This window comes from Secundilactobacillus collinoides DSM 20515 = JCM 1123, assembly GCF_001435975.1.
Lineage (GTDB): Bacteria > Bacillota > Bacilli > Lactobacillales > Lactobacillaceae > Secundilactobacillus > Secundilactobacillus collinoides.
Window position 1 is genome coordinate 32,667 of sequence record NZ_AYYR01000059.1, and the last position, 15,518, is coordinate 48,184.

Annotated in this window: 17 protein-coding genes; 10 read left to right on the top strand and 7 right to left on the bottom strand. The window is 45.7% G+C overall.

Annotation, left to right across the window (positions count from 1 at the left end):
* Window positions 1-292 precede the first annotated feature (292 nt).
* Window positions 293-667, top strand: coding sequence for a hypothetical protein (locus FC82_RS10680; RefSeq protein WP_056996979.1), 375 nt, complete (start codon window positions 293-295; stop codon window positions 665-667).
* Window positions 668-814: 147 nt separating this feature from the next.
* On the opposite strand, the gene apf is transcribed toward FC82_RS10680, so the two are convergent.
* From apf to FC82_RS10695, 3 genes are all read right to left on the bottom strand, one after another.
* Window positions 815-1,450 carry an aggregation-promoting factor gene (apf, locus tag FC82_RS10685; RefSeq protein WP_056996980.1) on the bottom strand — a complete coding sequence of 212 codons (636 nt, stop codon included), beginning with the start codon at window positions 1,448-1,450 and terminating at the stop codon, window positions 815-817.
* Between the two features lie 519 nt (window positions 1,451-1,969).
* Entirely contained in the window at window positions 1,970-2,443 is a 474-nt protein-coding gene (locus FC82_RS10690) for a GNAT family N-acetyltransferase (protein ID WP_056996981.1), read from the bottom strand.
* A 3-nt stretch (window positions 2,444-2,446) separates the two neighbouring features.
* A complete protein-coding gene (locus tag FC82_RS10695) occupies window positions 2,447-2,761 on the bottom strand; it encodes a MazG-like family protein (RefSeq protein ID WP_054761233.1) in 315 nt (104 codons plus the stop codon).
* 171 nt (window positions 2,762-2,932) lie between these two features.
* Between FC82_RS10695 and FC82_RS10700 the strand changes: the two genes are divergently transcribed.
* Window positions 2,933-3,598 (top strand): hypothetical protein, encoded by a 666-nt coding sequence (locus FC82_RS10700; RefSeq protein ID WP_056996982.1) that lies wholly within the window; start codon window positions 2,933-2,935, stop codon window positions 3,596-3,598.
* Between the two features lie 302 nt (window positions 3,599-3,900).
* Complete coding sequence (locus FC82_RS10705; RefSeq protein WP_082620317.1) at window positions 3,901-4,380, top strand: AP2 domain-containing protein; 480 nt, start codon at window positions 3,901-3,903, stop codon at window positions 4,378-4,380.
* Between the two features lie 245 nt (window positions 4,381-4,625).
* On the opposite strand, the gene FC82_RS10710 is transcribed toward FC82_RS10705, so the two are convergent.
* On the bottom strand, window positions 4,626-5,021 hold the full coding sequence (locus tag FC82_RS10710) for a winged helix-turn-helix transcriptional regulator (protein WP_056996983.1): 396 nt from the start codon (window positions 5,019-5,021) through the stop codon (window positions 4,626-4,628).
* A gap of 145 nt (window positions 5,022-5,166) precedes the next feature.
* Here FC82_RS10710 and FC82_RS10715 point away from each other — a divergent pair, with 145 nt between their 5' ends.
* Complete coding sequence (locus FC82_RS10715; protein ID WP_054761238.1) at window positions 5,167-6,354, top strand: NADH-dependent flavin oxidoreductase; 1,188 nt, start codon at window positions 5,167-5,169, stop codon at window positions 6,352-6,354.
* A 386-nt stretch (window positions 6,355-6,740) separates the two neighbouring features.
* A complete protein-coding gene (locus FC82_RS10720) occupies window positions 6,741-7,994 on the top strand; it encodes a chloride channel protein (protein WP_056996984.1) in 1,254 nt (417 codons plus the stop codon).
* 47 nt (window positions 7,995-8,041) lie between these two features.
* On the opposite strand, the gene FC82_RS10725 is transcribed toward FC82_RS10720, so the two are convergent.
* The 3 genes from FC82_RS10725 to FC82_RS10735 form a co-directional block, all read right to left on the bottom strand.
* Window positions 8,042-8,761 (bottom strand): SDR family oxidoreductase, encoded by a 720-nt coding sequence (locus tag FC82_RS10725; protein ID WP_054761242.1) that lies wholly within the window; start codon window positions 8,759-8,761, stop codon window positions 8,042-8,044.
* A 473-nt stretch (window positions 8,762-9,234) separates the two neighbouring features.
* A complete protein-coding gene (locus FC82_RS10730) occupies window positions 9,235-9,603 on the bottom strand; it encodes a YxeA family protein (protein WP_054761244.1) in 369 nt (122 codons plus the stop codon).
* A 141-nt stretch (window positions 9,604-9,744) separates the two neighbouring features.
* Window positions 9,745-10,419 (bottom strand): Crp/Fnr family transcriptional regulator, encoded by a 675-nt coding sequence (locus tag FC82_RS10735; RefSeq protein WP_054761247.1) that lies wholly within the window; start codon window positions 10,417-10,419, stop codon window positions 9,745-9,747.
* A 498-nt stretch (window positions 10,420-10,917) separates the two neighbouring features.
* Between FC82_RS10735 and FC82_RS10740 the strand changes: the two genes are divergently transcribed.
* The 5 genes from FC82_RS10740 (at window position 10,918) to FC82_RS10760 (ending at window position 15,188) form a co-directional block, all read left to right on the top strand.
* Entirely contained in the window at window positions 10,918-12,027 is a 1,110-nt protein-coding gene (locus FC82_RS10740; protein ID WP_056996985.1) for an ABC transporter ATP-binding protein, read from the top strand.
* The gene (locus tag FC82_RS10745) at window positions 12,024-12,845 is read left to right on the top strand and encodes an ABC transporter permease (protein WP_054761250.1); all 822 of its coding nucleotides are present in this window, start codon (window positions 12,024-12,026) and stop codon (window positions 12,843-12,845) included. The genes FC82_RS10740 and FC82_RS10745 overlap by 4 nt, the downstream gene beginning before the upstream one ends.
* Window positions 12,842-13,669 (top strand): ABC transporter permease, encoded by an 828-nt coding sequence (locus FC82_RS10750; RefSeq protein ID WP_056996986.1) that lies wholly within the window; start codon window positions 12,842-12,844, stop codon window positions 13,667-13,669. The genes FC82_RS10745 and FC82_RS10750 overlap by 4 nt, the downstream gene beginning before the upstream one ends.
* Window positions 13,666-14,742, top strand: a complete 1,077-nt coding sequence (locus FC82_RS10755; protein WP_054761253.1) for an ABC transporter substrate-binding protein — start codon at window positions 13,666-13,668, stop codon at window positions 14,740-14,742. The genes FC82_RS10750 and FC82_RS10755 overlap by 4 nt, the downstream gene beginning before the upstream one ends.
* A gap of 107 nt (window positions 14,743-14,849) precedes the next feature.
* Window positions 14,850-15,188 carry a hypothetical protein gene (locus FC82_RS10760; protein WP_054761255.1) on the top strand — a complete coding sequence of 113 codons (339 nt, stop codon included), beginning with the start codon at window positions 14,850-14,852 and terminating at the stop codon, window positions 15,186-15,188.
* Window positions 15,189-15,518 lie beyond the last annotated feature (330 nt).

The following is a 15,518-nucleotide window of genomic DNA, read 5'->3' on the forward strand; positions in this document are numbered from 1 at the left end:
GGCCGCGAGACCAAGCAAAGTTTTTTTGTGGGAGTCAACTTCGTTCAGACCATTTTTTAAAATGATTAGCACTATTTTCTGAACTTTATTGGTATTCAACTACTAAATGTACGCTTTTTAACGTATCCTCGTCAAGCCAGTTTTCCTGCCAATTTTGACATTTCTATAATGGATGACTATTATGTTTGGGAAGTGTGTCTTTCCCCTTATGACACTTAACTACGTCATCATTATGCCAGATTTTTTTAAAGCATTCACGAAACTAAATTCAGGATTGAAACGAGGGACTTTAATGACAGAAACAGATAATCGTTTCTACCAGCCAAAAGATGCTAAGGACGCGCTGCGCTACATTGAGAGCCTGTTTAATCAGTACGTCCAGGCACCACTGACCATGGAACTCATTGCCTATCACCAAAAACTGGTCAAACAAATTGAAGACGACGTTATTCCAACGGCTAAGGCAGCCCACCAAGATGTTCAGGTCAAAAATGCTGAACAAATGGTGGACGCCATGCATACTTGGCTGCGGACACGAATGAACGGTCAACCATACGCCGGTAAAATGCGCCACTTTAAGTTTGAAGCCGATAACGCACGAACCAAATATAAGCGTAAAGTGCTGAAGGGCAGACGATCCGGCGGGCATCGTTCTGTTAGACACTAACTGATTGGCCAAATAGGGTTTGAAATCATAAAAAGAGCGGCATCAACAAAGACAATCGTTGATGCCGCTCTTTTACGGTTTGAATCTTTCTAGGCAACAGAGTGGAAACGCGTTCCACAAGCCTATTTAAAAGATTTATTTAGTGGTTTAGTACCAGCCGTTTGCTTCCCAGAAAGCCTTGGCTGCTGTCCATGAACCGTAACGTGAAGAAACGTATTCGTTGGCAACCTTTTCCTGGTTAGCTGCTGAGTAATCACCATTCAAGTATGATGAACTTAATTGGTACTTCCCGATGTATGAACCGTTCGTTGCAGAGTATGAACCGCCAGATTCCTTGTTAGCGATCCAAGCCTTAGCTGCTGCATTTGAACTGCTTGAAGAACTCGTTGATGACGTCGTTGAGCTGCTTGAAGTGGTGGTGCTTGGAGTGTAGCTGCTGGTTGATGAAGTTGAACCGGTCGTTGAACCAGTACCAGTAGTAGACTGTGAGTTACTGTAGTTAGCTGAGCTATTTACAGTAGCTGATTGTGAACTGTAGGCAGTTGATGATGTCGTTGAATTAGGAATCGTCAACACTTCGCCGACATAGATCATGTGGTTTGAAATGCTGTTGGCATTTTCAATGGCGTTGATTGTTGAGTTGTTGTCCTTAGCAATCTGCCAAACAGAATCACCGGACTTAACAGTAACCCGTGTATCAGCGCTTGCTGTGGTTGCGTTAAACCCAAGCCCTGCTGCGAAAATTGCCGTTGCACCTAGTGTTGCCAGTAATAATTTTTTCATGTAAGTTGAAACTCCTTTTTGTTTAATTGATGATGCTTATATTACAGACCCAACGTTACAGGCAAATATGTATGGTATTACAGTTCAACCGCAACCATTTCAAGAAATCTTCAATTTGTCACAATCTGTCATATTTGAAAGCCGTAAAATAAAAATAAATCGCTTTATTTATCAAAGCAACGCGGTTTTCTCTTATATTTCATAAAATTAAGGATTTGATTAGATTTACATCCGCTTTCAGATCCTTATTTAGGATACATTTTCCCAAATAATGTTGGCTTATTCCTAGGCTAACGCTATTTTAAGCACCTAATCAGATTCTCACTATTATGTTATTAGCATTTATCAATTAAAAAAAGCACCAGCAAAATATGAATGCCTGTGCTTTAAGATGGTGCACCAGTTGCCTTAAACGAACCTAAAAATGCCGGGTCTGTCGCATAAAATGAACCCGATACAAGCGTTTGTTCAAGTTTTTTTCTTCTATAAATAGGCTGATCTATTTCGGTGATACGGAACTCATAATGTTTTTTCTAAATACAGTGTCCCTTCAACGGGATTAAACCGATACGCGTCAATCTGACGAAATCCGAGCGCCTTATAAAGTCTCTGTGCACCCTTCATTGTTGGCAGCGTGTCTAGTCGGATGCTGCGGTAACCAAGGTCAGTCGCCTTGGTAATGATGCGTGCCGCTAATTGAGCGCCGAGTCCTAAATGACGAAATTCAGGGTCAACGTAAAGGCGTTTTAACTCGGCAACCCCCTCACTAAATTCGTGAACGGCGACAACCCCTGCTGGTTGTCCATCGACTTCCGCAATGATCAATGCCCCCTTTGGCGCATTATATTCCTTATCAAGCGTCTCGATTTCTTTTTGAAAATCTTGAAAACCCAAGTCAATACCAAGTGATTTTGAATAAGCAAGGATCAACGCTGTAGCCGTTTTAAAATCAGTTGCCGTCTTGGCTTGTATGTACGTCATCTTTTTGGTCATGGGCTACCCTTTCTTCGATGCGCTTGGATCCTGTTTGCGCAACCACTTTTCTGTTTTGGTTGTCAGCAGTGTTTCTAATTCAGCATCGCTAGTGTCTAACTTATGAAGAATTGCCAGTGTGACCAGTAAAACGTCAGCGAGTTCCTCTTTCGTATTGGCGGTCGTCAGTTGCTTATATCCGCTTCCAGATGCATTTTGACTTGATAGATATGCCTGGCTTGACTCGCCTACTTCTTCCATTAACTTGAGAAATTGTTGCGAAACCGTTTTTGGCTCCTGCTCAGCCGCTAACCGAATCTGGTTCATTAAATCAATCATCCCATTACCTCCAGTATTTATACTTACTATACCATGCTGGATAATGAAAAATACTTCCTGTCAGATATTCACGGATTTAACTGGTTTTGTTTTAATCATAGGCGTTGTGATTAGAACCATTCTATGGTACGCTTTGAGCATATTGAGGGGTTTCACTAGGGAGGAACTATCATGAACAACCATCGTTTGATTAAGGGAACAGCCATCATCTTGGCCATTGTCGGTTTCGGTTCGATCGCACTGTACCATCCGGCAACAGTACACGCCTCATCTGTCTTTACCAAGACCGATGTTAAAGGTCCAACTGGTTATTATAAAAGCGCCAAAGCTGGGTTTGCCTTTCACTGGAAAAATATTAAAACGAGTTCGGGGACTGCTCGGGTCATCATTATGGGCGACTTCAAAGCACCACAAGTTGCCGTAATGATGCCGACAAAGAATACGATCACGAACAACCGGACAAAATTCACCGCCAATTTCCGAACAGTTTCTAGTACCGGTAAGGTCGGATCAAAGAATTACAAACTTTATCTCTATAAAAAAAGCAGCACAAAATATACCGCAAAGTTAACCGGCTACCGTGATGGTCGTGCTGTGAGCATCAAAGGCACAACTTACACGTTCACCAGAACAACCAAGAACCCTGCGACAAGTTATGCATCGACCTACACAAAACCGATTGTCACGAAACTATTCACAACAGCCGCCAACACTGAGGCTAAGAGCCAAAACGAGGATATTACTAACGCTTCCTATAAGGCGGCGCTGAAAAAGGCAGCTGCTAGTTACGCAACTAAGACTGCTAAACAAGTCGTGACTGCATTTAATGCGAATTAGCTTAAAACGTCCAGTGATGGGCGTTTTTTTGACCAAGTGATTTTGATTGCGGTGTATTTGAAACAAAATAAATCCGCATATATGCCTAATTGCAACACAAACGTCTTTAGTGTCTTGTATCTTAAATTTGCGTAAAATTATGTCCAAACTTAACCATTGCGCTAGTCAAGCATTCAAATGAGTCTTATAATGGTAGTTGGGAATGGTTATAGGTTAACTACTGTCTGTTACTGCAGTCGACGGTGTTTTACGCCCTAAAATATCGTTACTGCTGGCGTTCATTAGCCTAAGGAGTGAACATTTTGAGTCAAAGAATGATCGATATGTCCGGTCACCGGATCGGACGTTTGGTCGTGATCAAACGAGCTGGTAAGTTGAGTAACGGTAACATCACCTGGTTTTGCCAGTGTGACTGCGGCAATCAATGTGTCGTAGATGGCCACTTGTTACGCACCGGGCGCACCCTCAGCTGTGGGTGCATCCGTAAGCAGCGTTCCCGGGAACTCATTCGCAACAATCCCAAAACAAGACAATATATTGGGAACTGGAAACCGTTAGAAAAGACTTGGCATCCCCGCGCCACCGATCGTCGCAAGAATAACAGCAGCGGCATCACTGGCGTCAGCTATGACCAAAAGCAACACCGCTGGATTGCCCGGCTTTATTTCAAGGGTCGGTATGTCTTAAACAAAACCTTCGACAATAAGGCTAACGCTGTCGAAGCTCGTCGCCAAGCGGAGTTACGCTTTTTAACCCTTCAAGAAAAAAATGAGCAACTCTAGGTAGAATGGGACAAAGAACGCTTTTGCCCCCAGCATATCAAGAACCCCATCTAAAAATCCTTAAATTGGATTTTTAGATGGGGTTTTTGATAGCAATAGAGCCGTGATAAGACCTGATTATCGCAGTGAAAGACTGTTTCAACGGCCATATGGTGTATCAATCTGCGACCTTAAAAATGCTGGCTTATCTCGTCTAAACGTGCAAAATCACTTTTTATTCCACGCGCTTTCCAGTACCTCAATCATTAAGCGTCTTGAGTAATCGGCGCGAAGTTTAAGTAGCCGTCATGCTCTTCATGCACAAGTTCAACTTCTTCACCAGCCGCTTGACGCTCATGAACTCGGTGTTCGCCCCACTCTGCCATATCTACCAGAAGTTGGCGCAGCGTTCGGCCCTCTTCGGTCAACGCATATTCAACCTTCGGCGGCACCTGGGAATAAACTTTGCGACTAATGATTTGGTCACTTTCAAGTTCGCGCAACTGTTGCGTCAACATCTTCGAAGTGATTTTCGGTAAATTACGTTTTAATTCGCCGGTTCGAATTGGACCATTGCCCAAATAACATAAGATCATCGGTTTCCACTTGCCACCGATGACTTCTAACGTGGCCTCAACACCGATTCGATAAATTTTTTTCATTGCCGATAGCCTCCTGAATACTAAGGTGACACAATTGTTTCCTTTTGGGCACTATAGCACTAAATAGTGCGTACTTGTTTGTTGTTGCGTAGCCACTATACTAACACTTGCATCAACAAAAATACAAGTCAGAGAGGTAATGACTATGACAACGCATCAATTTCTTTCTCCATTTCAATTCAACAACGGCCTCACCCTTAAAAACCGTGTTGTAATGTCGCCGATGACCACCATGACCAGTTTCTATAACGGTATGGTGACCAGCGATGAACTCAACTACTATGCGGCGCGAGCTGCCGGTCCGGGACTTGTCATTACTGCCGTGGCCAACGTTGCCGATTCCGGTAAAGGGTTTGAAGGCGAACTCTCTGTTGCCAATGATGACATGATTCCGGGCTTGACAGCACTCGCTCGGACGCTTCATCAGAATGGCACAAAGGCCGTTCTACAGATCTTTCATGCCGGGCGAAAATCAAACCACCATATTCTGCGGGGGGAACAGCCTGTCAGTGCCAGTGCCGTTGCTGCCGTCTACCCTGCCGATTCTGAAACACCCCGCGCCATGACAGAAGATGAGATTCAACAACTGGTTGTTGACTTTGGTGACGCCACTCGCCGTGCGATTATCGCTGGTTTTGACGGTGTTGAACTTCATGGTGCCAACACCTACCTGCTGCAACAATTTTTCTCCCCAAACTCAAACCAACGTACCGATAACTGGGGTGGTTCACGCGACAAACGCATGGCCTTTCCCCTAGCCGTTATCAAATCAGTTCAAGCCACGATTGCGAAGTATGCTGACCACCCGTTTCTGCTGGGCTATCGCATTTCTCCTGAGGAAATTGAGAATCCAGGCATTCGTTTGGAAGATTCCCTGTACTTTGTCGATCAGATCAAAGATAAAGTAGATTACATCCACATGTCGATGGGAAATTACAAACGGACCTCCCTCAACGATAAGACGAATACGCAAACGTTGTTATCGCAGTTTGCGGCCCACACGAATGGCATCATCCCATTGATCGGTATCGGGTCAGTCGAAACGCCAGCCGATGCTGATGCAGTACTCGCTGATGGTGGCACCTTAGTGGCTATTGGACGCGAATTTCTGCGGGAACCGCAATGGGTTCAAAAAGTAACTGCTGGTGACGAAGCGAGCCTGCGTTTTGAAATGAGTCCCAACGATATGGACGAGCTGGCCATTCCAAGTGTCATGCAAACGTATTTGAAAACGTCCTTCCACGATGTCATGCACTTTAGTAATGACGCCGATAAAGCACAAGATTACCAAAACACAATGGCGCCGATGGAGGGTTTTGAAAAGAAACTTTAGGGTCTCGCGTTACTCAAGTTGGGTTTAAAACGCTTTTATTAACAATTATCGATGTGACCCAACAACGAAAGCGAAAGGCATCCGCAAATGCACGTTTTTGCGGATGCTTCTTTAATACATAAAAAAAGTTTCCGCTTATCATTCAAGATAAGGGTCACCAAAACCACGTTTCAAAAAACACTTAACAATCACAAATGGAACCGGATACCGTAATTTTATTCCACCTCAATTTCAATCCTTTTTGCCGTCTTTCAGCCTATGACACCATCACGCTTTCTTGTATTTCTAAAAATTCCCCTCTATAATATGATATCAGCGTATAAATTTAAAGAATGTGGTGTACTTTGGCGATTACCCAGAGATCAGCACCAAAGGATGTTTATGTAATGTTAAAGGAACACGAAAATTTAACAATGGCCATTTCGACCGTTGTATTAGGCGTTGTAGTTGGTGCCGGTTCACTCTTTCTCGGCGTGTTTTTAAACCTGATTGAGCACGTTTTTCTGAGTTTCAATGAAAACGAATTCCACCCGTTTGCCTGGACTGTCTCGCCAACCCACCGTTTGCTATCAGTCCTGATTGGCGGTATCATCGCCGCCATCGTTTGGTGGCTGATGCGGACGCGCATGCGACCAACCGTCAGCATCGCAAAGGGAATTGCCGGCGAAGAAATGCCAGTTTGGACGACTATTCTGCACGTCATGACACAAATCTTCTATGTGGGGACCGGTGGCTCAGTCGGACGCGAACTTGCGCCACGGGAGCTGGGGGCCATGATTTCACAAACTTGGCAACGATTCTTGAAACGGTTCCACGGCGTTGAACTCAGCGAAGACGACCGCAAACTGCTGATTGCAGCGGCAGCTGGTGCTGGTTTCGCAGGGGTCTACATTGCGCCAATCACTGGGGCCCTATTTTGTTTAGAAATTTTGTACAAGAAGCTCACCAAACGAGCCGTCATGGTTAGCCTGACCATGTCAGTCATTGCTATGCTGATGGGAGCCATTCTAAAAGGCTTCCGGCCATACTATGCTGTTGGTAGTGGCGATTTCACGTTAAAGTCAGTGGTTTTAGTCCTGATTATTGGCCCCGTCAGCGGTTTAGCAGGTGCCTATTTTCGCAAAGGGTTCAAGTGGGCTGGTGCTAAGCAGACTCGCAATAAGAATTTGCTGTGGCAGCTGCCTTTAGTCGCATTGATTACCGGATTGATTGCCATGCATTACCCAGAAATCATGGGTAATGGCCGGGCATTGGCACAGACCGCGCTGAATAACAAATCTGCCAGTCTGGTTGGTATCTTTCTATTGGGCGGCTTAGCAAAGGCGGTCGTCACGACCTTCACGTTGCGCGCCGGCGCTGCTGGTGGGGCATTGACACCATCCATTTCAGTTGGTGCCGTTATCGGAACCGCCATTGGGTTTGGCGCCGGGCTCTTTATTCCTGGCGTTTCGTTGTGGCAATGCGGGCTGCTCGGGGCCAGTTCTCTGTTGGCTTCCTCACAGCAAGCCCCACTCATGGCGCTCTTCATGATTTTTGAAGTCAGTCACCTGAACTATTCGGCACTGTTACCATTAGCCATTGGCGTCAGTCTAGCCATGCTGGTCTCATCCTGGGTGTTGAAACCAAAAAATAATGCCTAAAAAAATGACCTTCGCAGTGAGTTGCTGCGGAGGTCATTTTTGTTTTCTTATAAATCAACGCCGCCATCGATGTGCAACACCTGACCGGTCATAAAATCATTTTGCATTAAATAAAGGTACCCAGATGCAACCTCATCCGGCTTTGAAACCCGCCTCAGCGGCACCCCTTCAGCGAACGCTTTTTCCTGTTGCTGCTTATCATCAGTAGACATATTCCGCCACAATCCGGTCGGTGTCCATGTTGGTGACACTGCGTTAACCCGGTAATTGGGCGCCATTTCTACAGCTAGCCCCTCCACCATTAGATTGATATCGTGATTGCCGACAATGGCACCCGATGCAGTTGCCGGACTGCCACCCGATCCAGAGGTAAAGATCAGTGAACCATGCTGATTAAGATGCTGACTGGCAACCTGAGCGAGCCTTAAATTATCGAAAAATTTAGCTTCGATTGCCGACCTGATCGCGGTTAATGAATTATCCAGGAAACCGCCGCCCATAGCACCGCCAAGCATTGAGACAACGTGGTCAAACCGAACTTGGCCATCAAATAACTGTGCCAAGTCCGCTTCCTTGGTTGCATCGAGTTTTAACCCATGAACCGTTGTATTAATATTTTTCAATTGTTCAACAGCCGCATTAACCCGGTCTGCATGCCTTCCCACGATCGTGACATCGGCTTTTTCAAGAACGGTCTGTTTGGCAATCTCAAGGCCAAAACCTGAGGTACCGCCAATAATTAAAATACGTTTATCTGCTAAGGTCACTTGATTATCCCTCCAGTTGTTTATTTACGAATAGTTAGTGCTTCACCCTTCTAAAGTACCATTATGACTTTAAAAAAAGCAAACATTTCTTGTTAGTACTGGCAGCAAAATGATTGCAAAACGGGTCGAACAAACTGAGGGTGAGCCCAAGCGCCTAGACCTGATACATATGCCTGCAATTGCCTCAATATGTCCTCATTATTTAGCTCTAAACGTGCGACTAATAAACCCAGCCGACAAATAAAACGGCCTCGCAGACAATCTTAAAGGGATTGCCTACGAAGCCGCTTTTATTCTGAAGAAAACCCAATTATTGGCTCACTTGCCTCGGTTTTCTAATGTTAGTAAGACGTTGGGTTTCCGAAACACTTTTCCTGTATCCAAGTTCTGCGTGGCAAGGAGCTACTGCTGACGCGACTCCGGGCAAAACATCAGTCCCGGATATTTGTTTCAACGGTACTTGCGACGAGCGCTTAGTTCATCGTGCTTAAATGCGTTCGTGCCGCCTTCGGAATCTCTCGCCACTGCACCCGCGCGTAACTCTTCACACCCTTATTTTCTGACCACACGATCTTAACATAGTGCCCCTTAGTGAATTTCACACCCACCATCGATGTCACCGTCAACGCCTTCGCCTTGCCGACCTTGTCATAGCCGGTCATTTTATAGACATAAACTTTCCCCATTGCCTTCCCGGAATCCGATTTTTCCGTATATGAATTGTGCAGGTTGCCAACTTGGGCATAGTACGTCTGCCCATGAAACTCTGAATAGCCGAAGATTGCTGCAGGAATGATGATCAATAACCCAATTATTAAACCCACCCAGGTTCTTGTTTTCATGTTGAGATCCTCCAAATGGTTGGTTAATTACTTGACTAGCTAACTATATAACATGAAAACTACTTTTGCAATTAAAAACGCCCTGTTTTATAAATAAAGTCAGCGCCTCCAAAACGTTGATTTACCGATTTGTTTCCTAACCTATTCTATTGTCATCAAACCGTCAGCATTCAAAATTGTGACTAAACTTCTACCACTTTGGCTGATTAAATGCTGGTTTGAAAATTGTGTCAATTTCCGACTGATTGTTTCCGGTGAAGTCCCCAAGTACGCAGCCAAGTCCTTCTTCGCAATCGGTAATTTAAAACTGACCTGACCAAGTGCCGAACTGGTCTCCACTAAGTAAGTTGCCAGACGTTCGCCAACACTGCTGGTTAACGTTGCAACTGCCTGTGATTCAAGGGCTGCTACGCGCTTACCAAGCGCATTCAGCATGTTCAAAGCAATCGATTGAGACGTTGCCAGCAACTGCTGAAAATCGTGTCGTGAAATCGTGCACGCCTGTGTCGGTACCAGTGCCTGAGCAGTGGTAGTCCGATCCGTGTCTTGAAACAAGATTGCTTCGCCATCAAAATCACCGCTCGTCAGCACTCTGATCAGCTGTTCGCGCCCGTTGGCAGTCGTTTGCGTTACCTTAGCTTGACCATGGGCGATAATGACCAACGATTGTGCATCATCACCAGCCATAAACAGGTAATCCCCCTTCTTAAAATACCGTTCCTGAACGAGTGCGGCCACGGCACCAACCGTTTCTTCGTCTAATTCCTGAAAGATTGGGACCAACTGCACACACGCAACAGCATCATGTCTATCCATGAAACCCCTCCTTTGATTGCTATTTACCACCTAGTCTACCAGACTGTGCCGAAATTACCTTGACTAAGATCAAGTTCACAGCAAAATCTTCAATTGAAAATCGTCTGACCTATACCATTTTAAATAATGATCCGCGAGGCGGCATCGTCGTACATCATCAATATCGTTCTTTTCCGGGAATCAATTGACAGACACGTGCTGTAGAAGCGTGCCGGATCATCCCTATTAACAACGCTACTGGCAGGGTTGTTCAACCGGAAGTTCCGCGTCCATCATTAATGATGGTTACCAACTAGACAATCAGCTTATTCTGTCGTGTTCACCGTGATTAATTGCTTGGTTTTACGCACTAAACCAATTATAATAGTGTCTGGTCGTTTAACCTGCGGCAGTGGCGATTTGGCGCTCGCCGGCAGGTACTTTGACCCACAAACTAAACCATAACGAATCAGAGTTTACTGACACGTCTCAACTGTTAGTAATCGAGGGGGAAAGACGATGACTGAACCAATTATTCGCCTAAAAAACGTCGTGAAACGTTACGATGAAACTGAAGTGCTCAAGGGCATTGATATTGACCTTGAGCAGGGAAAATTTTATACACTGCTGGGACCTTCCGGATGCGGTAAAACCACCATTTTACGGATCATCGCCGGTTTTGAAGATGCCACTGAAGGCGATGTGCTCTTCAACGGCAAACGTATCAATGACCTGCCAGCAAACAAACGAAAAGTAAACACGGTATTCCAAAACTATGCGTTGTTCCCGCACATGAACGTGCACGACAACGTTTCATTTGGCTTACGGTTGCAAAAAAAATTCTCCAAGCAAGAAATTGATGACAGGGTTGCAACCGCCCTGAATTCGGTGCGGTTAAAAGGCTATGCTGACCGCCAAATTAGTGAGCTATCGGGTGGTCAGCAGCAACGAGTCGCCATTGCCCGGGCCATTGTGATGAACCCCAAAATGTTGCTGCTGGATGAGCCCTTGTCAGCGTTAGATGCAAAATTGCGTCGCGATATGCAGTATGAACTGCGTGATTTGCAGCAGCGCTTGGGCATCACGTTTCTATTTGTGACCCATGATCAGGAAGAAGCCCTCGCAATGAGCGATGAAATTTTTGTGATGAACAACGGCAACGTCCTGCAGAGCGGCACGCCCGTCGACATTTACGATGAGCCGATCAATCATTTTGTCGCTGATTTTATTGGTGAGTCCAATATTCTAAACGGTACCATGGTTCAGGATTACGAAGTGGCCTTCGTCGGCAAAACCTTTGAATGTGCGGATGCCGGTATGCGGCCGAACGAACCGGTGGAGGTCGTTTTACGTCCTGAGGACTTGGACATTACCACTGTCGAAGCCGGTAAACTCTCAGTGACCATCGACAGTCAGCTCTTTCGCGGCGACTACTACGAAATCGTTGCCACTGATGATGACAAGAATGAATGGCTGGTGCACGCAACCAACCCTGCTGAAGAGGGTCAAAAAGTGGGTCTCACCTTCGACCCCTACGACATCCATGTCATGCGGCTGCATGAAACGGAAGCCGACTTTGATGCACGTTTGGAGAAGTACGAAGATGCTGAAGAGGAGGCCGGCCAATGAACCATCGCCAATTTGCCAACTGGACTTACTACGTCCCCTATGGGCTGTGGATCGGCCTTTTCGTTATTGCGCCAGTCGGCCTGATCATCTACCAGTCGTTTCTGAACCTGAATAATCACTTCACGTTGCAAAACTATGTCACCTACTTTAAATCTGGGACGTATTTGATGATGACCGTCAACTCGCTATGGTGGGCATTTTTGATCACTGTATTTACGTTATTGATCAGCTACCCGGCAGCCTACTTTATTCACCAATTGAAACACCGGCAGCTGTGGATCTTACTGACAATTTTACCCACTTGGATCAACCTGCTGTTAAAGGCTTACGCATTCATCGGTATCTTTAGTCAATCAGGGATTGCCAATCAGTTCCTTGGTCTGTTTGGAATCGCACCGCAGCAGATTCTCTTTACAAATTTCAGCTTTGTATTCGTGGCCACCTACATCCAGATTCCATTTATGATTTTACCAATCTATAATGCCATCGATGACCTGGACCTCTCCTATATCAACGCCAGCCGTGATCTTGGGGCAACCAACTGGCAGACCTTTACCAAGGTTATTTGGCCGCTGACCATGCCCGGCGTCAAGTCGGGCGTTCAGTCTGTTTTTATTCCATCGCTCTCGCTCTTTATGCTGACCCGGCTGATTGGCGGCAACAAAGTCATCACCCTTGGGACTGCCATTGAAGAACACTTCCTTACCACCATGAACTGGGGCATGGGCTCCACGATTGGCGTTGTGCTGATCGTCGCGATGGTCATTATTATGGTGCTGACCGGTGAACGTAAAACAGAGGGGAGGTTGTCACGATGACCAAAAAAAGATTTAAGTGGTCCTACCTTTACCTCATTGTTGTATTTGCTATTTTATACGCACCCATTCTTTTTCTGATCGTTTATTCCTTTAATTCAGGCAGTACGATGGACAGTTTTCAGGGGTTGACCTTAGCCCATTACAAAACATTGTTTGCGGACGACCGGCTCATCGCTATCGTGCTTGATACGATAATCATTGCCCTATTGTCGGCGGTGATTGCAACGATTGCCGGCACCTTTGGCGCGTTATGGATCCATCAAACGAGCCGACCCGTGTTCAAAAATACCCTTTTATCCTTAAACAACATCCTGATGGTCTCTCCTGATGTCATCATCGGCGCCAGTTTCCTCATCTTTTTCACCACGTTGAAAGTCCCGCTGGGGTTCTTCTCAGTTCTGCTGAGCCACGCGGCCTTTTCAATTCCTATCGTTGTCTTGATGGTCCTGCCGCGACTGAAGGAACTCAATACCAGCATGCTGGACGCGGCGGCTGACCTCGGTGCAACACAACGGCAAATTCTTAGCGACGTTGTCATTCCGTTCATTACACCGGGCATCTTTTCCGGCTTCTTTATGGCGCTAACCTATTCGCTAGACGACTTTGCGGTGACCTTTTTCGTCACCGGCAACGGGTTCACCACCTTGTCTGTAGAAATCTATTCTCGGGCTCGTCAGGGCATCAACCTTGAGATCAACGCCTTATCAGGATTGATTTTCCTCATCACACTGATTCTGATTGTCGGCTACTACTTCATGCAGCAGGCATCGCAAAAACGGCTAGCAAAACGGCGTCGCGCTAGAAGTGAGGTGACCGGCCTATGAAACGCTTAGTGAGCTATGTCATTTTAATTCTTGCGGTCTGCGGGCTGCTCGGCTTTTCTGCGAATCGGTTGACCGCCAGTGATAATAGCGGCGGTGGCAGCAAAGAACTCAATCTCTACAACTGGGGTGACTACATTGACCCGGCATTGATCACCAAGTTTGAAAAACAGACCGGCTATCATGTCAACGTGGAAACCTTTGATTCTAACGAAGCAATGTACACCAAGATCAAACAGGGTGGCACCAATTACGACCTCACTGTGCCAAGCGACTACATGATTGAAAAAATGCGTGCCGCTCACCTGCTAGTCCCATTAAACAAAGCAAAACTCCACGGCATGCATAACTTTGACTCACGGCTCATGAACCTCGAGTTCGATCCGCATAACAAGTACTCCATTCCTTATTTCTGGGGCACCCTCGGCATTGTCTATAACGATCAGGACGTTAAACCGGGCGCCATTCAGCACTGGAATGATCTCTGGTCGTCAAAGTATAAAAATAACATTATGTTAGTTGATTCCGCCCGCGATGTGTTGGGTTTTGCGCTGGTTTCAAACGGCGCGTCCATGAATACGACCAACCTCAAAACACTGGTTGCGGCCAAAAACAAGCTTGACCGACTCACACCGAACGTCAAAGCCATCGTTGCGGACGAAATCAAAATGTACATGGCCGAAAATGAATCTGCCATCGCGGTCGATTGGTCAGGCGAAGCTTCCGAAATGATGGCCAACAACCGTCATTTACACTATGTTGTGCCATCTGAAGGCAGCAATCTGTGGTTTGATAACCTGGTCATTCCAAAGACTGCCAAACATTACAAAGCCATCTATGCTTTTCTAAACTTCATGATGAAACCTGCAAACGCCGCGCAAAACGCCAAGTACGTAGGTTACGCCACGCCAAATAAGGCGGCTCAGCAGTTGCTGCCTGCCTCCGTTCGTAATGACAAACAATTCTACCCGGATGCCAAAACCATGGCGCATCTGCAAATTTACAAGAATTTATCACCTGAGATGGTCGGTGAATACAACGATCTATACCTTGAGTTTAAGATGCATCACAAATAACACTGACTGCAAATGAGCCGTTGCGCAGCACAATTCAACAGACTTTTCTATCATCTTCATTGCTAATTGCCATCAGATAGCGCTAGAATAAACCTAGAGGTGATTTCATGGCAGAATCTAAAAATGAAAGAAAACATCAAGTCATCGTTGATATGAATGACTTTTTATTAGAATACGCAGCAAAAAAGATAGGCAATAAAGATGACCTTGCGGAAATCGTTTACAAAGCTGGTAAGGATGATCTTAAAGGTCTTGATGACCTCTTCAAGGATCAGGGTGAAGGACGATTGAAGTCCTACCTGGCGGTTGGCGAAGGCGCTATTTCGGACGAACCAAGTGTCACGGACCAAGAAACAGCAGAAAGCCGTGCGGAGACATTGACCAAAGAAGCAATGGCCTATCTTGGCAAACACCTCCAAGAGTTTGACGCTTGGAAAAATAACTAGTCTCGTTCCCTTTTGGACGAACTTTCCATATCTAAAAATACGGCCATTGCGCGTCGCATTTTGGTACCAAAAAACAACCATTATTTTAAAATAATGTTCATAAAAACGGCGTGCCAGCTCAGTTCCGGCACGCCATTTTTGCGTTTTATACACAATATTGTGAATTAATTACACGTGTAACCCTGCCAAATGAGCACATCGTTTTAACGATTTTAACAATTCCTTAAATAAGATTAAGGCCTATGATATCACCCTTTTCAAACCTTAATTCAACCCCCGGAATGTCAACTCAAGTGCAACAACCATGGAGCCAGGCCGTGAGCTAGCTTG